The organism is Paenibacillus kyungheensis (genome assembly GCF_028606985.1).
Taxonomy (GTDB): domain Bacteria; phylum Bacillota; class Bacilli; order Paenibacillales; family Paenibacillaceae; genus Saccharibacillus; species Saccharibacillus kyungheensis.
On sequence record NZ_CP117416.1, the window covers coordinates 143,154 to 162,306 of the forward strand.

Sequence of the window (19,153 nt, forward strand, 5' to 3'; positions counted from 1 at the left end):
CAAAAAGTGAAGTTGTAGCCAAGTGTAATGATCGGTAGAGCAACATTTTTGTGCAAAGACTTATTATAATCAAGGGGGAAATCATATTGTCTTCTTTTACTATTTATCCTGCTATTGATATTCGAGGAGGTCGCTGTGTACGTCTGATTCAAGGCGACTATAATCAGGAAACCGTCTATAATGACGACCCTGTAGCTGTAGCTACTGATTTTACAGTAAAAGGAGCACAATATGTCCATCTTGTCGATTTGGACGGAGCCAAAGCAGGTCATCCAGTGAATCATGAGTTGATTGGTCGTATTGCTAATGCTGTCTCTGTACCTGTACAAGTTGGTGGTGGATTACGTACATTAGCTGATGTTGAAAATCTTCTAAATCTCGGAGTAAGTCGTGTTATTATCGGCACAGCAGCTATTGAAGATCGTGAATTTACAGAATCTGTACTAGGTACATATGGCAATCGTGTAGCGATCGGGATAGATGCTCGTAATGGATTGGTAGCGACTCGTGGCTGGTTAGAGACTTCAGAAGTGAAAGCAGAAGTACTGGCAAAAGAATTAGCGGCTAAAGGAGCAGAAACGTTTATTTTTACCGATATTTCGCGCGATGGTATGATGCAAGGACCTAATATCGATGCGATTGCTGCGATTGCTCAAGCTTCAGGTAAGCAAGTTATTGCTTCTGGTGGCGTAACAGTATTGGATGATCTGGTGAAATTAGCGGCACGTCGTGCAGAAGGAATTAGTGGCGCGATTGTAGGCAAAGCGATCTATACAGGCAATATTGATCTGGAACTAGCATTACGTACGATTCAGTAAAATGTTATAAAGCTTGAGGAGGACAAATCATGCTTGCAAAGCGTATTATTCCATGCCTTGATGTCAAAGAAGGCCGAGTCGTCAAAGGTGTGAATTTCGTTAATCTGCGTGATGCAGGTGATCCGGTAGAGCTAGCTGCTCTGTATGATCGAGAAGGTGCAGATGAGATTATATTTCTCGATATTTCGGCTTCGGTTGAAGGTCGGGAAACGATGATTGATGTGGTTCGTAGAACAGCAGGTGAAATATCGATTCCATTTACTGTTGGTGGCGGGATATCCAAAGTTGAAGATATGAAAAATATTTTACGTGCCGGTGCAGATAAAATAGGGATCAACACAGCAGCCGTACTGAATCCGCAATTGATTAATGACGGTTCACAACGATTTGGAGCACAGTGTATTGTAGTCGCTGTTGATGCGAAGTTCAACCCGGAATGGGGCGAATGGGAAGTGTATACTCATGGAGGACGTAAATCGACAGGGATTCGTGCGATCGCATGGATCAAAGAAGCGGAACAACGTGGAGCAGGCGAAATTCTGCTGACCAGTATGGATGCGGATGGAACCAAAGATGGATTTGATATTGATCTCACTTCGGCGGTGTCTGAAGCGGTGAATATTCCAATTATTGCGTCAGGTGGAGCAGGTACATCAGAGCATTTCTATGATGTATTTACTAAAGGCAAAGCGGATGCAGGTCTAGCGGCAACTATTTTTCATTACAAAGAAATCGGTATTCCTGAACTCAAAAATCAGTTAAAAGACAAAGGAGTGGAGATTCGATGAATTCGTCTGATTTTCAACATGAGATTATTCATCAGTCTTTATCCTGGGAACAACTGGTGGCAACGATTAAATGGGATACCGATGGGCTCGTACCTGCGATTGTACAGGATCAGAGCAGTAAGCAAGTATTAATGTTGGCTTATATGAACCAAGAGTCGTTAAAGCGCTCGTTAGACTCGCAAGAGACATGGTTCTGGAGCCGTTCTCGTCAAGAATACTGGCATAAAGGTGGAACATCAGGCAATACACAACAAATCACATCATTATCATATGATTGTGATGGAGATACATTGTTAGTGATGGTTCATGCAAATGGTCCTGCTTGCCATACAGGCAGAATAAGCTGTTTCTATAATGAGGTGAATGAAGTGGATAATCAACCAACATTTAATAATAATGAAGAACAACATACAACTCCATCGGATTCTGGCAAAGAACGGTTTGCGATTTTAGCAGAATTGGAGCAAATGATCTCAGATCGTGACCGCGATCGCCCAGAAGGAGCATATACAACGTACCTGTTTGAAAAAGGGATCGACAAAATCTTGAAAAAAGTAGGCGAAGAAACAGCCGAAACGATTATCGCAGCCAAAAATCAAGATAATGATGAGCTTCGTTATGAAGTTAGCGATCTGATCTATCACCTATTGGTATTGTTGCAAGAGCGTAAATTGCCTTTAGATGATGTACTGGCTGAACTGGATCGCCGTCATGAGCGTCCACGTAAAGACTAAGAGCGGAGGCGAAAGTCTATGCTAATAGATTATCACACACACCATGTACGCTGTGGACATGCAGTGGGTGAACTTGAAGAGTATGTGCAGCGCGGTATAGCGATCGGATTGTCCCAACTAGGGTTATCAGATCATTTGCCATTGATTCATGTCGATCCTGCAACGTATTATCCTGAAATGGCTATGCCGATGGATGAATTACCTCGTTATGTTGAAGAATGTCTGATGCTCAAAGAAAAGTACCGTGATCAGATAGATATCAAAGTAGGCTTAGAAGCTGATTATATAGAAGGATATGAAGAAATGATTCAGAATATTCTAAATCAATATCCTTTTGACTATGTGATTGGGTCGGTTCATTTTCTAGGTGAATGGGATATTTCCGATTTTCGGCAGACTCAGGGTTGGGAAGGCAAGCATGTACTGGACGTATATCGGCAGTATTATGATGCTATCGGCAAAGCCTGTGCGACAGGATTTTATGATATTGTCGGGCACTTGGATGTGATTAAGCGCTTTGGCTATGTGCCGTTGCCAGAAGAGACAGAGGAACGTATAGCTCTTGAAGATATGGCACTACAAGCAGTGAAAAAAGCCGATATGGTGATGGAACTTAATTCGTCCGGTCTATCGAAAGTGTGTAAAGAAATTTTTCCAAGTCGTCGGATTGTACAACAAGCGATTGCGCTGGATATCCCGCTGACACTTGGTTCAGATGCTCATGATCCTTTAAAATTAAGTGATCACTTGGATGAAGCAAGAGCTTTGTTGCAAGAACTAGGTGTACAGCAATTAGCAGTATTTGAACAACGGCAACGTTCTTTTGTGCTTTTACATGGATAATAAAAAAAGCCCTTTGACTGCATAGCAGTGCAAAGGGCTTTTTTGAATAAAGCGTAAAAGATACGCTTATTGATGAAAAATGAATTTGAGATCATGATTATATTTTTTGTGGTTTGCCACCTGAAGGTAATGTAGCAGAAGAATCAGTCGTTGTACTATTAACATCCGATGAAACCACTGTTGTAGGCTCATCTGGAGTCGTATTTAATCCTTCGCGTTCTGCTTTACGTGCTTTACGACGTTCGTTCAAGATCAATAAGAAGATCACGAACAAAATACAAGTGATCAGAATCAAGAATCCACCTATCTCCTGTGAAAAGTATTTCAAATCGCCACCACGGAAACCAAGTCCGCGTAAAAATTTAAAATGCCAGGATAGAGGTAACGCATGACTGACTTGTTGCAAAATAGGTGGTAACAAAGCAACCGGAATCTGCGCACCACTTAGAATAAACGATGGTAATAGAATCATCGTGATTCGACCTGCTGCTTTAGCAGGAGAAGAAGCATTCCAACCGACCATCATACATAACAAGGATAACGCGATTGTATACATAATGAATGGAATAAATAATTGAAATACATTCGCTTCAAATCGTAACCCACCTACTTGCTTCAGACAGCCCATAACCAGATACATTGAGGCTGTTGCTATCAAAGAGTAAGGGATGACTCGAAAAACGATACTGAGCGGTTTCTGTACCATGCCTGCAAGTAAACCTTGCTCACGTAGACGAGGTACAATCGCTAAAGTAGCACCACCCAGAATAGATAGAAATACTGTATTTACAAATCCGATAACCGAACTCATTAACATATTGTTGGTCGGGTTATACAGTAATCGAGTCTGCAAGTTCAGTCCAGTTGATAAATTTGTTGCCTGTGTAGCGTTCAGTCCCATCGCTACAAGCTTACCAGAGGAAGCAGTAGAGTTCTCTGCTGTAATCACCTCGGTAACCCCTGTACGCAAGCTAGCAGTTGCTGTAGACAAAGCGGTATCTACATAGAATCCAATATTACTTTGATTTCCTTGAGCACGGGCTTTCTCCAGACCTGCTGGCAAATAAATAACACCTAAATATTTTTCGTTATATAAAAAGTCATTGGGATCAGTGTAGTTATACGTAATGTAATTAATATCGATATACTGATCAGCATTAAGTTGTTCTATCAAATGTTGACTGTATGTGCTGTGATCCATATCGACCACAGCAACAGGAGCTTCATTTAACTGATTGTTTTTGAAAACATAACCAAAAGCGGCTGAAATAATCAATGGAGCAATAACGATAATAAAAATAAATTTACCATTCAGTATGAGCTTAAATTCATCAATAATTGCTTTCATTGGTTAGAACCTCCACCGTCATTCCCGGCAGCAATTCAGATGTGCGTTTCACATCGACACGCACAATGAAAGAAGTAGTGTCGGCTTGACCTTTTTCACGACTCATACGTAGAGCAGCATACTGTGGTGCAGAAGTAATATAACGAACAGTTCCTTGTACATCTTTGTTGAGTGAAATAACATCTGTTTTCACTTTAGAGCCAGCTTTAAACGCTTTGATGTTTTCTTCGCCAACGTATAGATCATAATACAATTTACCTGTCTCGATCACGACTACCGGTGTACCCGCAGATACGTTTTCGCCTACTTTTGGCACAACACGAGTGACTTTACCATCTACAGCCGCTTTAAGTACACGACGATTTTTTTGCACATTCAATGTATCCATATTGATTTGTAAAGAATCTTTTTGTTTTTGCAATAATTCGATATTGTACTTACCGTTACTGATATCTTCTTGACCTTGTTGAATTTGTTTTAGCGCTTGTTGAGCTTGTTCTACTTTCAGATGCGCTTGTTCACGATCTTCAGCAGTAGCACCATTTTTCATTTTCTCAAGTGCTGTTTCTTGAGCTTTTACTTGATTACCTGTAAGTTCTACTTGTTTTTGCGCAGTTGCTAATTGATCTTGTGCGCTTTGTAATTGTTTATTAGCCGTATCGACAGCATTTTGAGCGCTATCTACACTTGCTTGAGTTGCTAATCCATTATCGAAAAGCGATTTGTTACGATCAAAGCTTGTTTGTGCAAAATCAGCAGCTTGTTGAGCAGCCGATACAGCAGTTTGAGCAGAAGTTACTGAATTGTTAGCAATTTCTACAGATTTTTTAGCTGAATCAACAGCGATTTCTTGGCTGGTAATATCTTCAGCACGTGCGCCTTGATTAACTTGTGTCTCAGCTAATTGAGCAGCTTGAATATTTAATTTAGCATTTGCTTCTTGTTCTGCTAATTTGTTAGCTTGACTGGATAAAGAGCTTTTAGCTTGACTGATCTGCACATCAATTTGAGACATTTGTTCTTTGATTCCTTTGATTTGCAAATTAATATCATTTGTATCAAGCGTCATCAACACTTGTCCTTTTTTAACATGTTGTTCTTCAATGACTTTAACCGAGCTTAATTTACCAGATTGTCCTTCAAATGAACTGTTCACCGTATCTATAGTGAGGACACCTTCTTTTTTGAGAGCAGCCATTGAAACAGCGTCTTTACCATGCATAGTCAGTAAGTATCCACCTATACCGAGGGCAGCAATTAATACAATAATAGGAATTAGTTTTGCAATTTTCACTTTTTGTGCTCCTGTTCTTCATAAATTAAATATTATTTTTTTAACATTAAATTCAAACTATCGCATCGTAATTATCTTAAAAAGATATGGTACGGGGGCTGATAGTAAGGTTCCGTATTACTTTGCCAAAAAAAAAGTTAACCTTGTTTAGATGTTTCTAGTCCTGCTTGAATCTTGTACAATAAACGGTGTAATACTTTTTGCTCATCCTCGGTTATATGAGACATTAATTGATTAATCTGTTCCATATATACAGGAAGCGTACTATGAATCAATTGTTTGCCTTCATCGGTTAAATGAATAGATGTCATCCGGCGATCTTCATGTGCACCCCGTCGAATAAGTCCATCTTTTTCCAAACCGTTAATAAGTCCGGTCATTGTTGAACGTGTTACACCTGAATATTCAGCAAGATCAGAAGGCAACAGCGGCTTTTTGCGTAACAGCAATGGGACTAAAATACGCATTTTACTAGGCGATAATCCATGTCTAGCAAGTAAAGTTGATGTTTCGTTAAATATTTCATGCGAAGTGCGAATCAATAAAATCGAAGTCCGCATACAATCGATATTGAAATCAGGGTATAATTTACTTAATTCGCTTAATTTATCCATCTCTTCTGATGGAACATGATCATCAGATGAATCTATTATCGACATTTTCTTCACCTTTCTTTAGGGCAGGACATATATTTGCATAATAACTGCTTGTACTTGATTATCATATTGTACGGTTCCGTACTATATTTCGTCAAGAAAATTTTATGAAAGTTTCAGAATACCGTTTTCTTTAACGCTTTATACAGGTTTACGGTATGATAGAAATAAATAATCTGTCTGTAACTACCGATAATATAATGTTGAGTGGACGGAGTCTGGATATGAAATAGGAGGCGCTTATGAAAGATAAATTACGTATTTTCTCAGGATCATCTTGCCCGGAGTTAGCAGCTCAGATCGCCGAACGACTGGGTGTACAACTAGGCAAAATCAAATTATCTCAATTCAAAAGTGGCGAAACCTATGTTCATTATGAAGAAAGTATTCGTAATATGGATGTGTTTCTAGTGCAATCATTATCACATCCAATCAATGAAATGTTTGTCCAACTCTTAGTGATGATCGATGCGGCTAAACGTGCTTCTGCAAGAACAATCAATATTATTGTTCCGTATTATGGATATGCAAGACAAGAGCGCAAGTCAGCTCCCCGTGAGCCGATCTCTGCCAAAATGGTTGCTGATGTTCTGACAACAGTAGGCGCGCATCGTGTGATTACGATCGATCTACATGCGTCTGCGATTCAAGGATTTTTCAATATTCCTGTTGATCATCTGACTGCTCTTGATCTGATCAGTGGATATCTCAAAACGAAAAAAATAGAAGACGCTGTTGTCGTATCTCCAGATGCAGGTCGAGCTTCGATGGCAGAAAAGTTAGCCAATCGTCTGGATTCGCCTTTTGCGATGATGATCAAAAAGCGTCCAGCGCATAATGAATCGGTAATTACCCATGTGATCGGTAATGTAGAAGGCAAAACGCCTATTATTATCGAAGACTTGATCGATACAGGTACAACGATTATTAATGTGGTCGAAAGTCTCAAAGAACGCGGAGCCAAAGAAGTGATCGTTTGTGCGACACATGGTCTTTTTTCAGGAGCGGCTTTGCAACGTCTAGATCATCCGTATATTCGTGAACTGGTTGTGACCGATTCGATCAGCTTGCCACCAGGACATCTTGATCGCTTAACTGTATTATCGGTTTCTCCAATGCTTGCGCATGCTGTGCGCATCATCATGGAAGGCGGATCTATCGCTACATTGTTCAGTGATGCAGGTATTTGATCTCACGTGAATATGACAAAAAAGAAGTAACTATGAATAGTTTAGGGTCGTAGCTTTAGTGTGCTTCTGGGATATGATATACTTATCCGATAAGAATTTTTACTTCCCAACTCATAGTCGGCTAATTTTAAATATATGATTAACTATTGATAAAAGTGGTATAGAAACAAAGGAGGTGCCTTGATCCGGTGAATGATTATAAGCGAAAAGTAGGAGAAGATGAACGTAAAGTCATCTCGCTTCATTGGGATGCTAATTTCTTTTTTGAAAGAGCTGTCCGTTCATTAGACCGTCATCGTTATGACAAGGCATTGAAGTATTTTGAAAAAGCTGTTGAATATGAACCTAACAATCCTGTGAATCATTGCAATATGGCGGGTATATTATCAGAGATAGGTAATTATGAAGCTTCGAATCAAGTGCTTGCTAATATTCTGGACGTAGTTGATCCTGCTATGGTTGAATGTCATTTCTATATGGCGAATAATTATGCCAATATGAGTCACTTTGAACAAGCAGAAGCATCATTGCTAACTTATTTAGAATTGGACAAAGACGGTCAATTTCTAGATGAAGCTGGAGAAATGATGGAGTTATTACACAAAGAATTGAAGCGTTCATCAAGTACGAATCATGATACGAAATTACCTGTTAATGATTATGATGCGGCACAAAGCTTATTGGAGCAAGGGCAGTTTGTAGAAGCGGCTGAACAGTTTGAGCAGATTATAAAAGTGCAACCCGATCTTCATACAGCACGTAATCATCTAGCTATTGCGCTGTACTATCAGGGCAAAATGACCGAAGCAGCTCTACAGATTGAAGAAGTGCTCATGCGTGATCCGCATAATCTTCATGGGTTATGTAATCAGGCGATTTTGATGCAACATCTAGGACAGACCGAGCAAGTGAAACAACAAATCGACGTGTTAACACGTATTATTCCTTTTCAACAGGAGCATTTGTTAAAGCTAGCTACAACACTTGGAATGTTAGGTGATCATGAATTAGCGTATACTTATTTTCGCAAGCTGATCAAACAGCAAGAATCTGTTCATCAATGGGCGCTGTATCATTATGCGGCAACAGCAGCATGTCATTTGCACAAAATAGATGAAGCTCGCAAGTTATGGAGTATGATTTTGCGTTTTGAACCGGAGGCTGAAGTACCATCATTTTATATGGAACATGTGGAACAGATTAAGCTTGGCAAGTTGATGCCATCTTATCATTATCAGTTGTCATTTCAGCCCAAAAGTGCAGCTCATGCTAGAGTGAATATAGAAAATTATATGTATGCAGAACCTACACATATTCAATTGCTCCATATTTTAGCGCATGGCAATGAACAACAACAGCTACGTGCGATTGAATCGTATGTATTAGATGATAATGAAGAAGTGTATCAAGCTTTACGTCATTTATTACAGGAACCACAGATTTCAGATCGGTTACGTACAGAAATAAAACGCGTATTACGGCAAAGTGTAAATACACAGGCATTATCTGCCGATTATTTTAGAGTAGACACAGAGTCTACGGTATCGAATCTATCTGTTTTAGATTAGTTTATGTGTGATAACTATACTTTTAACTACATCAAGGAGGTTTTCTATTTATGTATAAAACAATCGTTATTGGTACAGGACCTGCTGGATTAACAGCAGCTATTTATTTGGCTCGTGCAAATCTACAACCTTTGATTATTGAAGGTTTACAACCAGGTGGACAATTAACTACAACTACAGAAGTAGAAAATTTCCCGGGCTTTACAGAAGGTATTATGGGACCGGAATTAATGGACAACATGCGTAAGCAAGCAGAACGTTTTGGTGCAGAATTCAAATCAGGATGGGTAGAAAATGTAGATCTTTCTCAACGTCCTTTCAAAATAAAAGTAGAAGGCATGGGCGAGTTAGAAGCTGAGTCTGTTATTATTTCTACAGGTGCTTCTGCAAGATACTTGGGTATTCCAGGCGAGCAAGATAATGTAGGACGCGGTGTAAGTACATGTGCGACTTGTGATGGATTCTTTTTCCGTGGTAAAAAACTAATTGTTGTCGGTGGCGGCGATTCAGCGATGGAAGAAGCAAGCTTCTTAACTCGTTTTGCGACAGAAGTAACAGTAGTCAATCGTCGTGATGAACTACGTGCTTCCAAAATCATGCAAGATCGTGCACAAGACAATCCTAAAATCAAATGGCAATTAAACCGCAAACCGGTTGAAGTAGTAGCGGATGGTATGGGTGTTAAAGGTCTAAAAGTGCTAAACAATGAAACAGGACAAGAAGAAATCATTGAAGCAGATGGCGTATTCGTAGCGATCGGTCATACACCGAATACCGGTTTCTTGGGCGAGCAAATTCATACTGACGGACATGGTTATGTTATGGTCACTCCAGGCACAACAGAAACCAATATCCCGGGTGTATTCGCTTGTGGTGATGTGCAAGATACACGTTATCGTCAAGCGATCACAGCAGCAGGTAGTGGCTGTATGGCGGCAATGGATTGTGAGAAGTATCTTGAAGGCAGTATGGTACACGACTGGAGCGAATCACTGAACGAGTAAGAACACCAATGGAGAAGGGAGCCATGATGGCTCCCTTTTTGGCGGTATTAGACAAGACAACAGAGCCACGGGTTCGCTTGACCAGAGTCTAAGGTTCGCTTATAGTGGGATACGTACATTCATCAGAAGCATGTTCTATCTTATATATCCAAACCTAATCATATTCCTATGACAAAAAGTCATCATTTTGTTTACTTTCGAATCACTCAAAGGATGATACAATTACGTATAATCATAGTAATGGTTAGAGATTTTATAAATCACGAACTATTAAATTTTGAATGGAAAAGGTGGATCGGTCATATGTCTGAAAATATTTATATTGGTGTTGATCTTGGCGGCACAGCTATTAAAGTAGGTATCTGCAATCAAGAAGGAGAATTGCTCCATACGTACGAAGGTCCGACTGAAAAAGAAAAAAGCTCAGATGCGGTTATCGGGAATATTGAAAAATATGTACGTTATATCGTAGAGCAATCGCCGTATGAGTGGGATCAAGTCGTAGGTGTTGGAGCTGGTGTTGCTGGCTTCACCGATGTGCGTGCTGGCGTTATTTTGATGGCTCCTAACATCAATTTTCAGAATGTGCCGATCCGTGCTATTTTGGAAGAACGTTTAGGCAAAACGATTCGTGTCGATAATGATGCTAACGTAGCTGCACTGGGCGAAGCTTGGAGTGGAGCAGGTAAAGGCATTACCGATTGCGTCTGTTACACATTAGGTACAGGTGTAGGTGGCGGTATTATTGTGAATGGCCATATTTATCAAGGATTTTCAGGATTAGCAGGAGAGATCGGTCATATTTCTGTTGTGCCTGATTTGGAAGCGATTAAATGTGGTTGTGGCAAAATGGGCTGTCTTGAAACGGTATCTTCTGCAACAGGTATTGTACGTATGGCAGTAGAAGCAGTAGAACGTGGCGACCATACTTCTTTATCTGCAATCGAAAAAGTATCGGCAAAAGATATTTTTGATGCAGCCAAAGCAGGCGACGAAGTGAGTATCCGTATTATCAATCGGGCTGCTTTTTACTTGGGTAAATCGATGGCTGCAGTAGCAGCAACATTGAATCCAGAACGCTTTATTATCGGTGGCGGTGTGTCCAAAGCTGGCGATATTTTGTTCAATGAAATCCGTAGAGTGTTTGCTGAATTGACACCTGAACCGTTGCAACGTGGAGTAGAAATTATTCCTGCGAAGCTTGGTAACGATGCAGGGATTGTTGGAGCAGCAGGTCTATTGTTGCGTTAATTATAACTATCATATCAACGTCTAGAGTCGTTAAAGGGAGGGTACTTGAGCATGAGCAAAAGCGAAAATTCATCGACAGCAACAATGATCATTATTACCGGAATGTCTGGAGCAGGCAAAACGATTGCTGTACAGAGTCTTGAAGATCTTGGATTCTTCTGTGTAGATAATTTGCCACCTGTACTTATTCCGAAGTTCGCTGAATTAATAGAGCAATCCAATGGTAAAATCGGTAAAGTTGCACTTGTAATTGATTTACGTGGACGTGAATTTTTTGCTGCTCTGTCTGAATCCCTAAGCTATATCAAAAACCACTATACGATTCATTCTGAAATATTATTTTTGGATTCTAGCGACTCGGTACTGGTTCAGCGGTATAAAGAAAGCAGACGCCGGCATCCGCTAGCGCCTGAAGGTATGCCGCTGGATGGTATCCGTTTAGAACGTCAAATGTTAGATGACCTCAAAACATCTGCGACTCAGATTATAGATACAAGTATTATCAAGCCTGCTCAATTAAAAGAGAAAATCATTGCTCGTTTTTCTCATTTGGAATCCAATCGGTTATCGATTAATGTAACTTCATTTGGCTTCAAATATGGTATTCCGATTGATGCCGATCTCATTTTCGATGTTCGTTTTTTACCTAATCCTCACTATATTGACCATCTAAGGCCACATACCGGACAGGATAGTGATGTGTACGAATATGTAATGAAATGGCCAGAAACACAAGCTTTTCTGACTAAATTATTAGATATGTTGCACTTCTTAATCCCTCATTATCGGAATGAAGGCAAAAGCCAGGTTATTATAGGCATTGGTTGTACAGGCGGTAAGCATCGTTCTGTTGCGATCTCTGAATATCTGGGTCGCATGCTTGGCGCAAGCGAAACAGAAACTGTACGTGTTAGTCATAGGGATGCTGATCGCGATCGGCATTAAGGAGTGAAAGATATGTCTATTTCACAACCCACTTTACCTGTGGTTCGTCCGCGAATCGTGGTTATGGGTGGTGGCACCGGGTTGTCGGTAATGCTTAGAGGTCTCAAAGAAAAGCCACTGGATATTACAGCTATCGTTACTGTAGCAGATGATGGTGGAAGTTCTGGTATTCTTCGAGACGAACTAAAAATGCCGCCTCCGGGTGATATTCGTAATGTACTCACCGCTTTGGCGGATGTAGAACCTCTTTTATCAGAGATGCTCAAATATCGTTTTCAAAAAGGCGAAGGACTTGCAGGTCATAGCTTAGGTAACCTGATTCTGGCAGCAATGACAGACATATCGGGTGATTTCGTGACTGCTGTTCGAGAATTGAGTCGTGTATTTGCTGTGCGAGGACAAGTGCTTCCAGCAGCAGAACAGGCTGTTATTCTACACGCCGAGATGGAGGATGGCTCTATCGTCACTGGGGAGTCGAAGATTCCTGAAGCCGGTCAAAAAATCAAACGCATTTTTTTAGAACCTGAGCATGTAGAACCATTGCCTGATGCGGTACTCGCTATTCAGCAGGCAGATGCGATTCTGATCGGACCTGGCAGTCTGTATACGAGTCTGTTGCCCAATTTGCTTGTGCATAAGCTTGCAGATGCGATATTGAATTCAAATGCGCTCAAATTATTTATCTGCAATGTGATGACACAGCCGGGAGAAACAGATCATTATACAGTAAGTGATCATTTGAATGCGATCTATGAGCATGTCGGTCATCGCTTATTTGATTATGTGATTGTGAATAACGATCCTATTCCTTTGAAAATGCAAAAACGGTATGCCGAACAAGGAGCGAAGCCAGTAATCCTGGATCTGGAAACGGTGGAGTCGCTCGGGTACAAAGTTATTGCAGACAAACTGGTGCTCTATGGAACCTATCTTCGTCATGATGCAGATAAGTTAAGTCATCATATTTATGAACAAGTTAAAAAATCTATGTTATCGAAAGGGTGAGTCCATTGTCATTTGCGGCGCAGACGAAAAAAGAATTAACGATGGTAGAGGCTGATGACTGTTGTGAACATGCAGAACTGTCTGCGCTTATACGGATGAATGGTTCAGTGCAAATTTCCAACAAGAAAGTGATTTTAGATATTTCTACTGAAAATGCCGCTATCGCAAGACGGATCTATTCCCTGATCAAAAAGCATTTTGCTGTGCATACTGAATTACTGGTGCGTAAAAAAATGCGTCTCAAAAAAAATAATGTCTACATTGTTCGTATTCCGATGGGTGTACAAAGCATTCTGACTACACTTAAAATTGTGTCTGAAGGATTTATGTTTACCCCGGGCATTAATACGGAAATGGTACGCAAAAACTGCTGTAAACGTGCTTATTTACGCGGTGCTTTTATGGCAGGTGGATCGGTGAACAATCCAGAAGGATCATCGTATCATTTGGAGATTGCATCGATGTATGAAGAACAATGCCAGGCGCTTGTTGATCTTGCGAATGAATTTGAATTGAATGCTCGCTGTATTGAACGCAAAAAAGGCTTTATTTTGTATATCAAAGAAGGCGAAAAAATTATTGAGTTTTTGAGTATTATCGGAGCTCATCAAGCGCTATTCAAATTCGAAGATGTTCGTATTATGCGAGATATGCGTAATTCCGTAAATCGTATCGTAAATTGTGAGACAGCTAACTTGAACAAAACGATTGGTGCAGCAGTTCGTCAGATTGATAACATCAAATTTATTCAGCGCCGTATTGGACTTGAACAATTGCCTGATAAATTGCGTGAAGTAGCAGAGATTCGTCTAGCACATCCTGATATGAATCTCAAAGAAGTAGGCGAAATGCTTAAAGGTGGAGTCAGTAAGTCTGGCGTCAATCATCGACTACGCAAATTAGACGAGATGGCTGAAAAGATGCGCAATGAACACTATGCTTGAATAAAATAATCTCACGTAAGCTTTATTTTTTTCTAGTACGGTGCGTGCTATAATGGTATAGTGTTATGAACATGGTATTAAACACTGTGAGTTGCGTATGCACGCTCAATAGATGTAATGAATATGTATTATAGGGGGTAACGATCTCATGACAAAACACCCGGTTGTTGTTCGATTGAAAACGGGATTACACGCAAGACCTGCAGCATTGTTTGTACAGGAAGCGAATAAATATTCTTCAGAGATTTTTGTTGAAAAAGATGATAAAAAAGTGAATGCTAAAAGCATCATGGGCATTATGAGCCTTGCAATCAGCTCTGGCACTGAAGTATACATTAGTGCTGAAGGCGCAGATTCAGAATCTGCTGTAAACGCTTTAGTCAGTCTAGTAAGCAAAGAAGAATTAGAAAACCAATAAGCCCCCCATAACATATATGGAGGGCACGCCGTCACAGAATGCTGTGGCGGTTTTTTGTATAGTTAGCATCAATTAGCTTAGAAAAATGCCTTTTTTAGCAAAGTTCAATTTCAATTGAAACGCATTCCATGAACTTTGATATCCGAAGCCATCTCGCAATACAGCAAATGGAATATACATACGTCCATTGACCACTGTAGCATCAGGCCCATTCCATTGATGATTATTCAGACGCATTGTTACGCCAGAATTGCTCATGATCATATCAAGCTGATCATCATTTTGCAATAATGTATATGTTTTGACGCCAGATTCATAGCGTAACGTCATTCCTATAGAGTCACGTAGCATAACGACTGGAATCATCGTATTACCACCGATCAAAAGACCATTTTGCGGAAGGCGTGTTCCATTCCATTCTAACTTCACTTCACGCGGCTTGGCTGGAGTGGCAGCTTGAACGGCTGTTGTATTAAAAATTAGAATACTCATCATAAGCAAAATGGAACTCCATAGATATTTGTTTTTTGACATGGTGACTCTCCCCTCATTCTATTATTCCCGATCTCGTGTACTCATTATAGCGCTAAAGTCCATAATGGTGGGATTATATGAGATTATAAAAAAAATAATCTAACTTGTCACGATGAACTTGAACAATGCTCAACTTGTTGTGTGAAATACATACTCTCTTGTCTGATCTCTCTCTATTTTTCGGCCGAGTTTGAAAAACAACTCCTCTCTCCATAATCGCTCAAATAATCAATGATGCAACTTTTATTTGCTCCTTATCGTTTAGTAGGTACAACCAATTAAGGAGTGAATAAAATGAAAAGAACAAGTAAATCCCTAGCTTCATTGATGCTCGCAGGTACATTACTAACTGGTATGAGTGCGTTTGTAGCACTGCCTAGTCATACAACTTATGCAGCGGAAACGGCAGTTACAACAGCACCAGGTGTGATTAATGTGAGTGGTACAGGTAAGTTAACAGTCAAACCAGACATCTCATATCTAACGATCGGAGTACAGACAACTTCAGCGACTGCTGCCAAAGCCCAATCAGCAAATGCTGAGAAAATGGCAAAATTGAATACTTTGCTCAAAGGAGAATGGAAAATTCCAAACGCGGATATTGAGAGTGTTCAATTCTATGTACAACCCAACTATGATTATAACGGTAAAGACCCGCAAAAAGTTACAGGTTATACGGCATATCATAGTTTGCAAGTGACTTATCGTGATTTGGACAAATTAGGTTCATTGTTGGATGCTGCTGCTAAATCAGGAGCTAACAATATCGGTTCTGTTAGCTTTGGGATCGAAAATGAAGATACCTATCAAGAGCAAGTTATTGCCAAAGCAATGTCTAATGCAAAAGTAAGAGCTCAATCGATTGCAAAAGCAGCAAACCTTTCACTTGGAAGCTTGTTGTCCGTAAGTGATCCAGGTGTAAGTGCACCACCTGTTGTATATATGGAAAAACAAAGTGCTAAAGCGCTGGATACTCCTGATGCTGCCGGTACAAATATTGAGCCAGGTACGATTGAATTGAATGCTACACTTAACGTGCAGTATGCTATGAATTAACAGATTGAAGCGTGAATGAATCTGATTAGAGCAAAATAATCAGAATTGTAACTAATTATACGTGCAAATCCACGTATCGTTTCAGTATAGTAGAAGTTTACTAAAGCAGAGCAGTCCTCAAATTAGAAACGTTTATCTTGTTCAATATCTACATGAGCAAGATAAACGTTTTTTTGATATTCAGCAGAAAAACCTAAAAATGTTTTACAGTTTCATCATTTTTAGTAGGGCAATCGTGACTATGTTGTAAATTGATATTGAGTGATTTGTAAATCTCTTGATAAATGTTAAGGATATAATAAAGAAGGTTAAACCAAATATAACATGATACATAATGTTAAAGGAGAGATAATGAATGAACACGAATCAAAACAATACATCTAAAGCACATTTGAAAAAAATCTCTGCGTTTCTGTTAGCAACAACGATGGCTACTGTAGGAACGGTAGCTGTTCTACCAGGAACTTCTTATACAGTACAAGCGGCTGCTGCAACATCGTCTACTGCTAAATCAGCTATTCATGTACAAGTAGAAGGAAAAGCGATCGCTACAACAGGGATTGTGAGTCCAAATGGTAGTTCGCTACTTCCTTTAAAAGACACAGCCAAAGCAATCGGGGCTACAGTAACGTACAATGCTAAAGAGAAAACAGTTACCGTGACCAAAGACAAAAATAAAGCATCATTTGCTCTAGGAGTAGATGTAAATGACGGTGTATTTGTTACCTTAAATGGTAGTACGGTTGGAGATAGTTATGATGCTAAAATAGTCAATGGTACTTCTTATGTAGCTATCAAAGCAGTTACAGATCAATTCGGATATCGTGCGGTATGGAATGGTGCTACACGTACTGTAAATATAACAAAAGAAGGCATGAATAATATTGAACTAACAACAGCTACTCTAAAACCGACCAAAACGAACAGCTATACAGAGATCAATATTAAATATCCAGTCATATCTGGTTTGGACAATTCAGAAGCTGAAGTAGCTATTAATAAAGCTTTCAAAGCTCATGCGCAAACTTATTTGGAACAAACACAAAAACAAGCTAAAGAATTAGGGGCTCCTCCTAAAGATTCAGCTATGACATATGAAATAGATAGTGGTTATAAAGTAACTTATAATCGTAACGGTGTATTAAGTGTGTTAGTAAACGACTATGAATTTCTCGGCGGTGCACACGGCGGGGCTACGCTAACGGGAATGACATTCTCGTTGAAAGACGGCAAGCAAATTCAATTGAGTGATCTACTCAAATCCAATAGCAATTATCGTAAAGACATCGACAAAGTCATTAATGCTGAAATCAAAAAAGAAGATCTTTACTTTGCAGATAGTTTTAAAGGAATTGCTGCTAATCAAGGATATTATTTAACAGATAGTGGACTAACAATCTATTTCCAACAATACGAAATTGCACCATATGCAGCAGGTACACCAGAGTTCTCATTTACTTTTAAAAAATTGTTGCCTACAGGTGTAAATCCATTGGATGCGTACAAAGCTTAATTTTGATAATATAAGTGATCGGATGATAGAGTAATTGCAATATTATGAAGTAAATGTAGCAGTTATTAGACTGACTATTATAAAAAAGAATACAAAAAAGCCTCCGGTTTATATCCCGGAGGCTTTTTCGCGTGTTGTTCCAGCATGCTGGAGTAAAATTATACCCCTTGTGGAGGTGTATTTTCAATCACTTTATCAACTATGCCATATTCTTGTGCTTCAGCAGCAGTCATAAAGTAATCGCGGTCTGTATCTTTTTCAATACGTTCCAACGGTTGACCTGTGCGATCAGCTAGAATTTTGTTCAATTTGTCGCGCATTTTAAGAATACGACGAGCACGGATTTCGATATCTGTTGCTTGTCCTTGTGCGCCACCAAGTGGTTGGTGAATCATGATTTCGCTGTTAGGCAAAGCAAAACGTTTACCTTTAGCACCAGCGTTAAGCAAGAATGCACCCATACTTGCAGCCATACCTACACAGATAGTAGATACATCAGCTTTGATAAATTGCATTGTATCGTAAATAGCCATCCCCGCAGTGATCGAACCGCCTGGACTGTTAACATATAGGTGGATGTCTTTCTCCGGGTCTTCGGCTTCCAGAAACAGCATTTGTGCAATAATCGCGTTAGCTACAACATCATTAACTTCAGAACCTAGAAAAATAATGCGGTCTTTTAACAGACGAGAGTAAATGTCATAGGCACGTTCTCCACGACTGCTTTGTTCAACGACCATTGGAATATAACTCACTAGAAACCCTCCTTCAAAGTTGTACATCATAATAGATTAATTATAGATCAAATATTGTATTAGAAGATACTCATTGTTCTTACCACATTATAGGATAATTCGAATCAAAAGTCAAAGAAAGTCAAACTATCCTGACCAAAAGTGTAGGAACATCAGTAAAATCGGTTAATGAAGAAGAGGGCAACCCAAATTTGGGTATAAAAATAACCAGCATAGGCTGGTTAAAGGGTGTTCTGCATTTATAAGTCAATCACTTAATGTTGCGCAAATAGTTCTTAGATATGATAGAACATATCAAAAGGCATTCGATCATACCGATTACTTATGTAAAAAAGATAATGAAATAAAAAATATAAATGGCGCGCCCGCCAAGAATCGAACTTGGATCTCAGGCTTCGGAGGCCTACGTCATATCCATTGGACCACGGGCGCACATCAAAACAGCAGTACGATTGATTATAGGATATCTACCTATAAAAAGCAAGTTGG

The 19,153-nt window shown here is 39.7% G+C and carries 19 protein-coding genes and 1 tRNA gene; 14 read left to right on the forward strand and 6 right to left on the reverse strand.

Annotation, left to right across the window (positions count from 1 at the left end):
* Positions 1–86: 86 nt before the first annotated feature.
* Genes hisA through hisJ form a run of 4 tightly spaced genes read left to right on the forward strand, consistent with a single transcriptional unit; the run spans position 87 to position 3,183 of the window.
* Positions 87–818, forward strand: coding sequence for a 1-(5-phosphoribosyl)-5-[(5-phosphoribosylamino)methylideneamino]imidazole-4-carboxamide isomerase (gene hisA, locus PQ456_RS00645; RefSeq protein WP_273614381.1), 732 nt, complete (start codon positions 87–89; stop codon positions 816–818).
* 29 nt (positions 819–847) lie between these two features.
* Complete coding sequence (hisF, locus tag PQ456_RS00650) at positions 848–1,606, forward strand: imidazole glycerol phosphate synthase subunit HisF (RefSeq protein ID WP_273614382.1); 759 nt, start codon at positions 848–850, stop codon at positions 1,604–1,606.
* Positions 1,603–2,340 carry a bifunctional phosphoribosyl-AMP cyclohydrolase/phosphoribosyl-ATP diphosphatase HisIE gene (gene hisIE / locus PQ456_RS00655; RefSeq protein WP_273614383.1) on the forward strand — a complete coding sequence of 246 codons (738 nt, stop codon included), beginning with the start codon at positions 1,603–1,605 and terminating at the stop codon, positions 2,338–2,340. The genes hisF and hisIE overlap by 4 nt, the downstream gene beginning before the upstream one ends.
* An 18-nt stretch (positions 2,341–2,358) precedes the next feature.
* Complete coding sequence (gene hisJ / locus PQ456_RS00660; protein WP_273614384.1) at positions 2,359–3,183, forward strand: histidinol-phosphatase HisJ; 825 nt, start codon at positions 2,359–2,361, stop codon at positions 3,181–3,183.
* Between the two features lie 97 nt (positions 3,184–3,280).
* On the opposite strand, the gene PQ456_RS00665 is transcribed toward hisJ, so the two are convergent.
* The 3 genes from PQ456_RS00665 to PQ456_RS00675 all read right to left on the reverse strand — a co-directional run bounded on the left by PQ456_RS00665 (position 3,281) and on the right by PQ456_RS00675 (position 6,484).
* The gene (locus PQ456_RS00665) at positions 3,281–4,531 is read right to left on the reverse strand and encodes an ABC transporter permease (protein WP_273614385.1); all 1,251 of its coding nucleotides are present in this window, start codon (positions 4,529–4,531) and stop codon (positions 3,281–3,283) included.
* A complete protein-coding gene (locus PQ456_RS00670; protein WP_273614386.1) occupies positions 4,515–5,825 on the reverse strand; it encodes an HlyD family secretion protein in 1,311 nt (436 codons plus the stop codon). Before PQ456_RS00670 ends, PQ456_RS00665 begins: the two co-directional genes overlap by 17 nt.
* Positions 5,826–5,962: 137 nt before the next feature.
* On the reverse strand, positions 5,963–6,484 hold the full coding sequence (locus tag PQ456_RS00675) for a MarR family winged helix-turn-helix transcriptional regulator (RefSeq protein WP_273614387.1): 522 nt from the start codon (positions 6,482–6,484) through the stop codon (positions 5,963–5,965).
* Between the two features lie 239 nt (positions 6,485–6,723).
* Between PQ456_RS00675 and PQ456_RS00680 the strand changes: the two genes are divergently transcribed.
* The 8 genes from PQ456_RS00680 (at position 6,724) to PQ456_RS00715 (ending at position 14,806) form a co-directional block, all read left to right on the forward strand.
* Complete coding sequence (locus PQ456_RS00680; RefSeq protein WP_069325830.1) at positions 6,724–7,671, forward strand: ribose-phosphate diphosphokinase; 948 nt, start codon at positions 6,724–6,726, stop codon at positions 7,669–7,671.
* A gap of 188 nt (positions 7,672–7,859) precedes the next feature.
* Entirely contained in the window at positions 7,860–9,239 is a 1,380-nt protein-coding gene (locus PQ456_RS00685; protein ID WP_273614388.1) for a tetratricopeptide repeat protein, read from the forward strand.
* Positions 9,240–9,289: 50 nt separating this feature from the next.
* The gene (gene trxB / locus PQ456_RS00690) at positions 9,290–10,243 is read left to right on the forward strand and encodes a thioredoxin-disulfide reductase (RefSeq protein WP_273614389.1); all 954 of its coding nucleotides are present in this window, start codon (positions 9,290–9,292) and stop codon (positions 10,241–10,243) included.
* A 303-nt stretch (positions 10,244–10,546) separates the two neighbouring features.
* Positions 10,547–11,494 carry an ROK family glucokinase gene (locus PQ456_RS00695; protein ID WP_273614390.1) on the forward strand — a complete coding sequence of 316 codons (948 nt, stop codon included), beginning with the start codon at positions 10,547–10,549 and terminating at the stop codon, positions 11,492–11,494.
* 51 nt (positions 11,495–11,545) lie between these two features.
* Complete coding sequence (rapZ, locus tag PQ456_RS00700; RefSeq protein ID WP_204826902.1) at positions 11,546–12,439, forward strand: RNase adapter RapZ; 894 nt, start codon at positions 11,546–11,548, stop codon at positions 12,437–12,439.
* Between the two features lie 12 nt (positions 12,440–12,451).
* Complete coding sequence (locus tag PQ456_RS00705) at positions 12,452–13,444, forward strand: gluconeogenesis factor YvcK family protein (protein WP_273614391.1); 993 nt, start codon at positions 12,452–12,454, stop codon at positions 13,442–13,444.
* Positions 13,445–13,449: 5 nt separating this feature from the next.
* Complete coding sequence (gene whiA, locus PQ456_RS00710; protein ID WP_204826904.1) at positions 13,450–14,388, forward strand: DNA-binding protein WhiA; 939 nt, start codon at positions 13,450–13,452, stop codon at positions 14,386–14,388.
* Positions 14,389–14,536: 148 nt separating this feature from the next.
* Positions 14,537–14,806: an HPr family phosphocarrier protein gene (locus tag PQ456_RS00715; RefSeq protein ID WP_069325823.1), complete on the forward strand. Its 270-nt coding sequence runs from the start codon at positions 14,537–14,539 to the stop codon at positions 14,804–14,806.
* A 72-nt stretch (positions 14,807–14,878) separates the two neighbouring features.
* On the opposite strand, the gene PQ456_RS00720 is transcribed toward PQ456_RS00715, so the two are convergent.
* Positions 14,879–15,340, reverse strand: a complete 462-nt coding sequence (locus PQ456_RS00720; RefSeq protein ID WP_273614392.1) for a stalk domain-containing protein — start codon at positions 15,338–15,340, stop codon at positions 14,879–14,881.
* A gap of 294 nt (positions 15,341–15,634) precedes the next feature.
* Here PQ456_RS00720 and PQ456_RS00725 point away from each other — a divergent pair, with 294 nt between their 5' ends.
* On the forward strand, positions 15,635–16,396 hold the full coding sequence (locus PQ456_RS00725) for an SIMPL domain-containing protein (protein WP_273614393.1): 762 nt from the start codon (positions 15,635–15,637) through the stop codon (positions 16,394–16,396).
* Between the two features lie 355 nt (positions 16,397–16,751).
* A complete protein-coding gene (locus tag PQ456_RS00730; protein WP_273614394.1) occupies positions 16,752–17,909 on the forward strand; it encodes a PdaC/SigV domain-containing protein in 1,158 nt (385 codons plus the stop codon).
* A gap of 158 nt (positions 17,910–18,067) precedes the next feature.
* Here PQ456_RS00730 and clpP read toward each other — a convergent pair whose 3' ends face one another.
* Together clpP and PQ456_RS00740 are read right to left on the reverse strand one after the other, a co-directional pair.
* Positions 18,068–18,664 carry an ATP-dependent Clp endopeptidase proteolytic subunit ClpP gene (gene clpP, locus PQ456_RS00735; RefSeq protein WP_273614395.1) on the reverse strand — a complete coding sequence of 199 codons (597 nt, stop codon included), beginning with the start codon at positions 18,662–18,664 and terminating at the stop codon, positions 18,068–18,070.
* A gap of 357 nt (positions 18,665–19,021) precedes the next feature.
* A tRNA-Arg gene (locus tag PQ456_RS00740) sits at positions 19,022–19,096 on the reverse strand.
* Positions 19,097–19,153 lie beyond the last annotated feature (57 nt).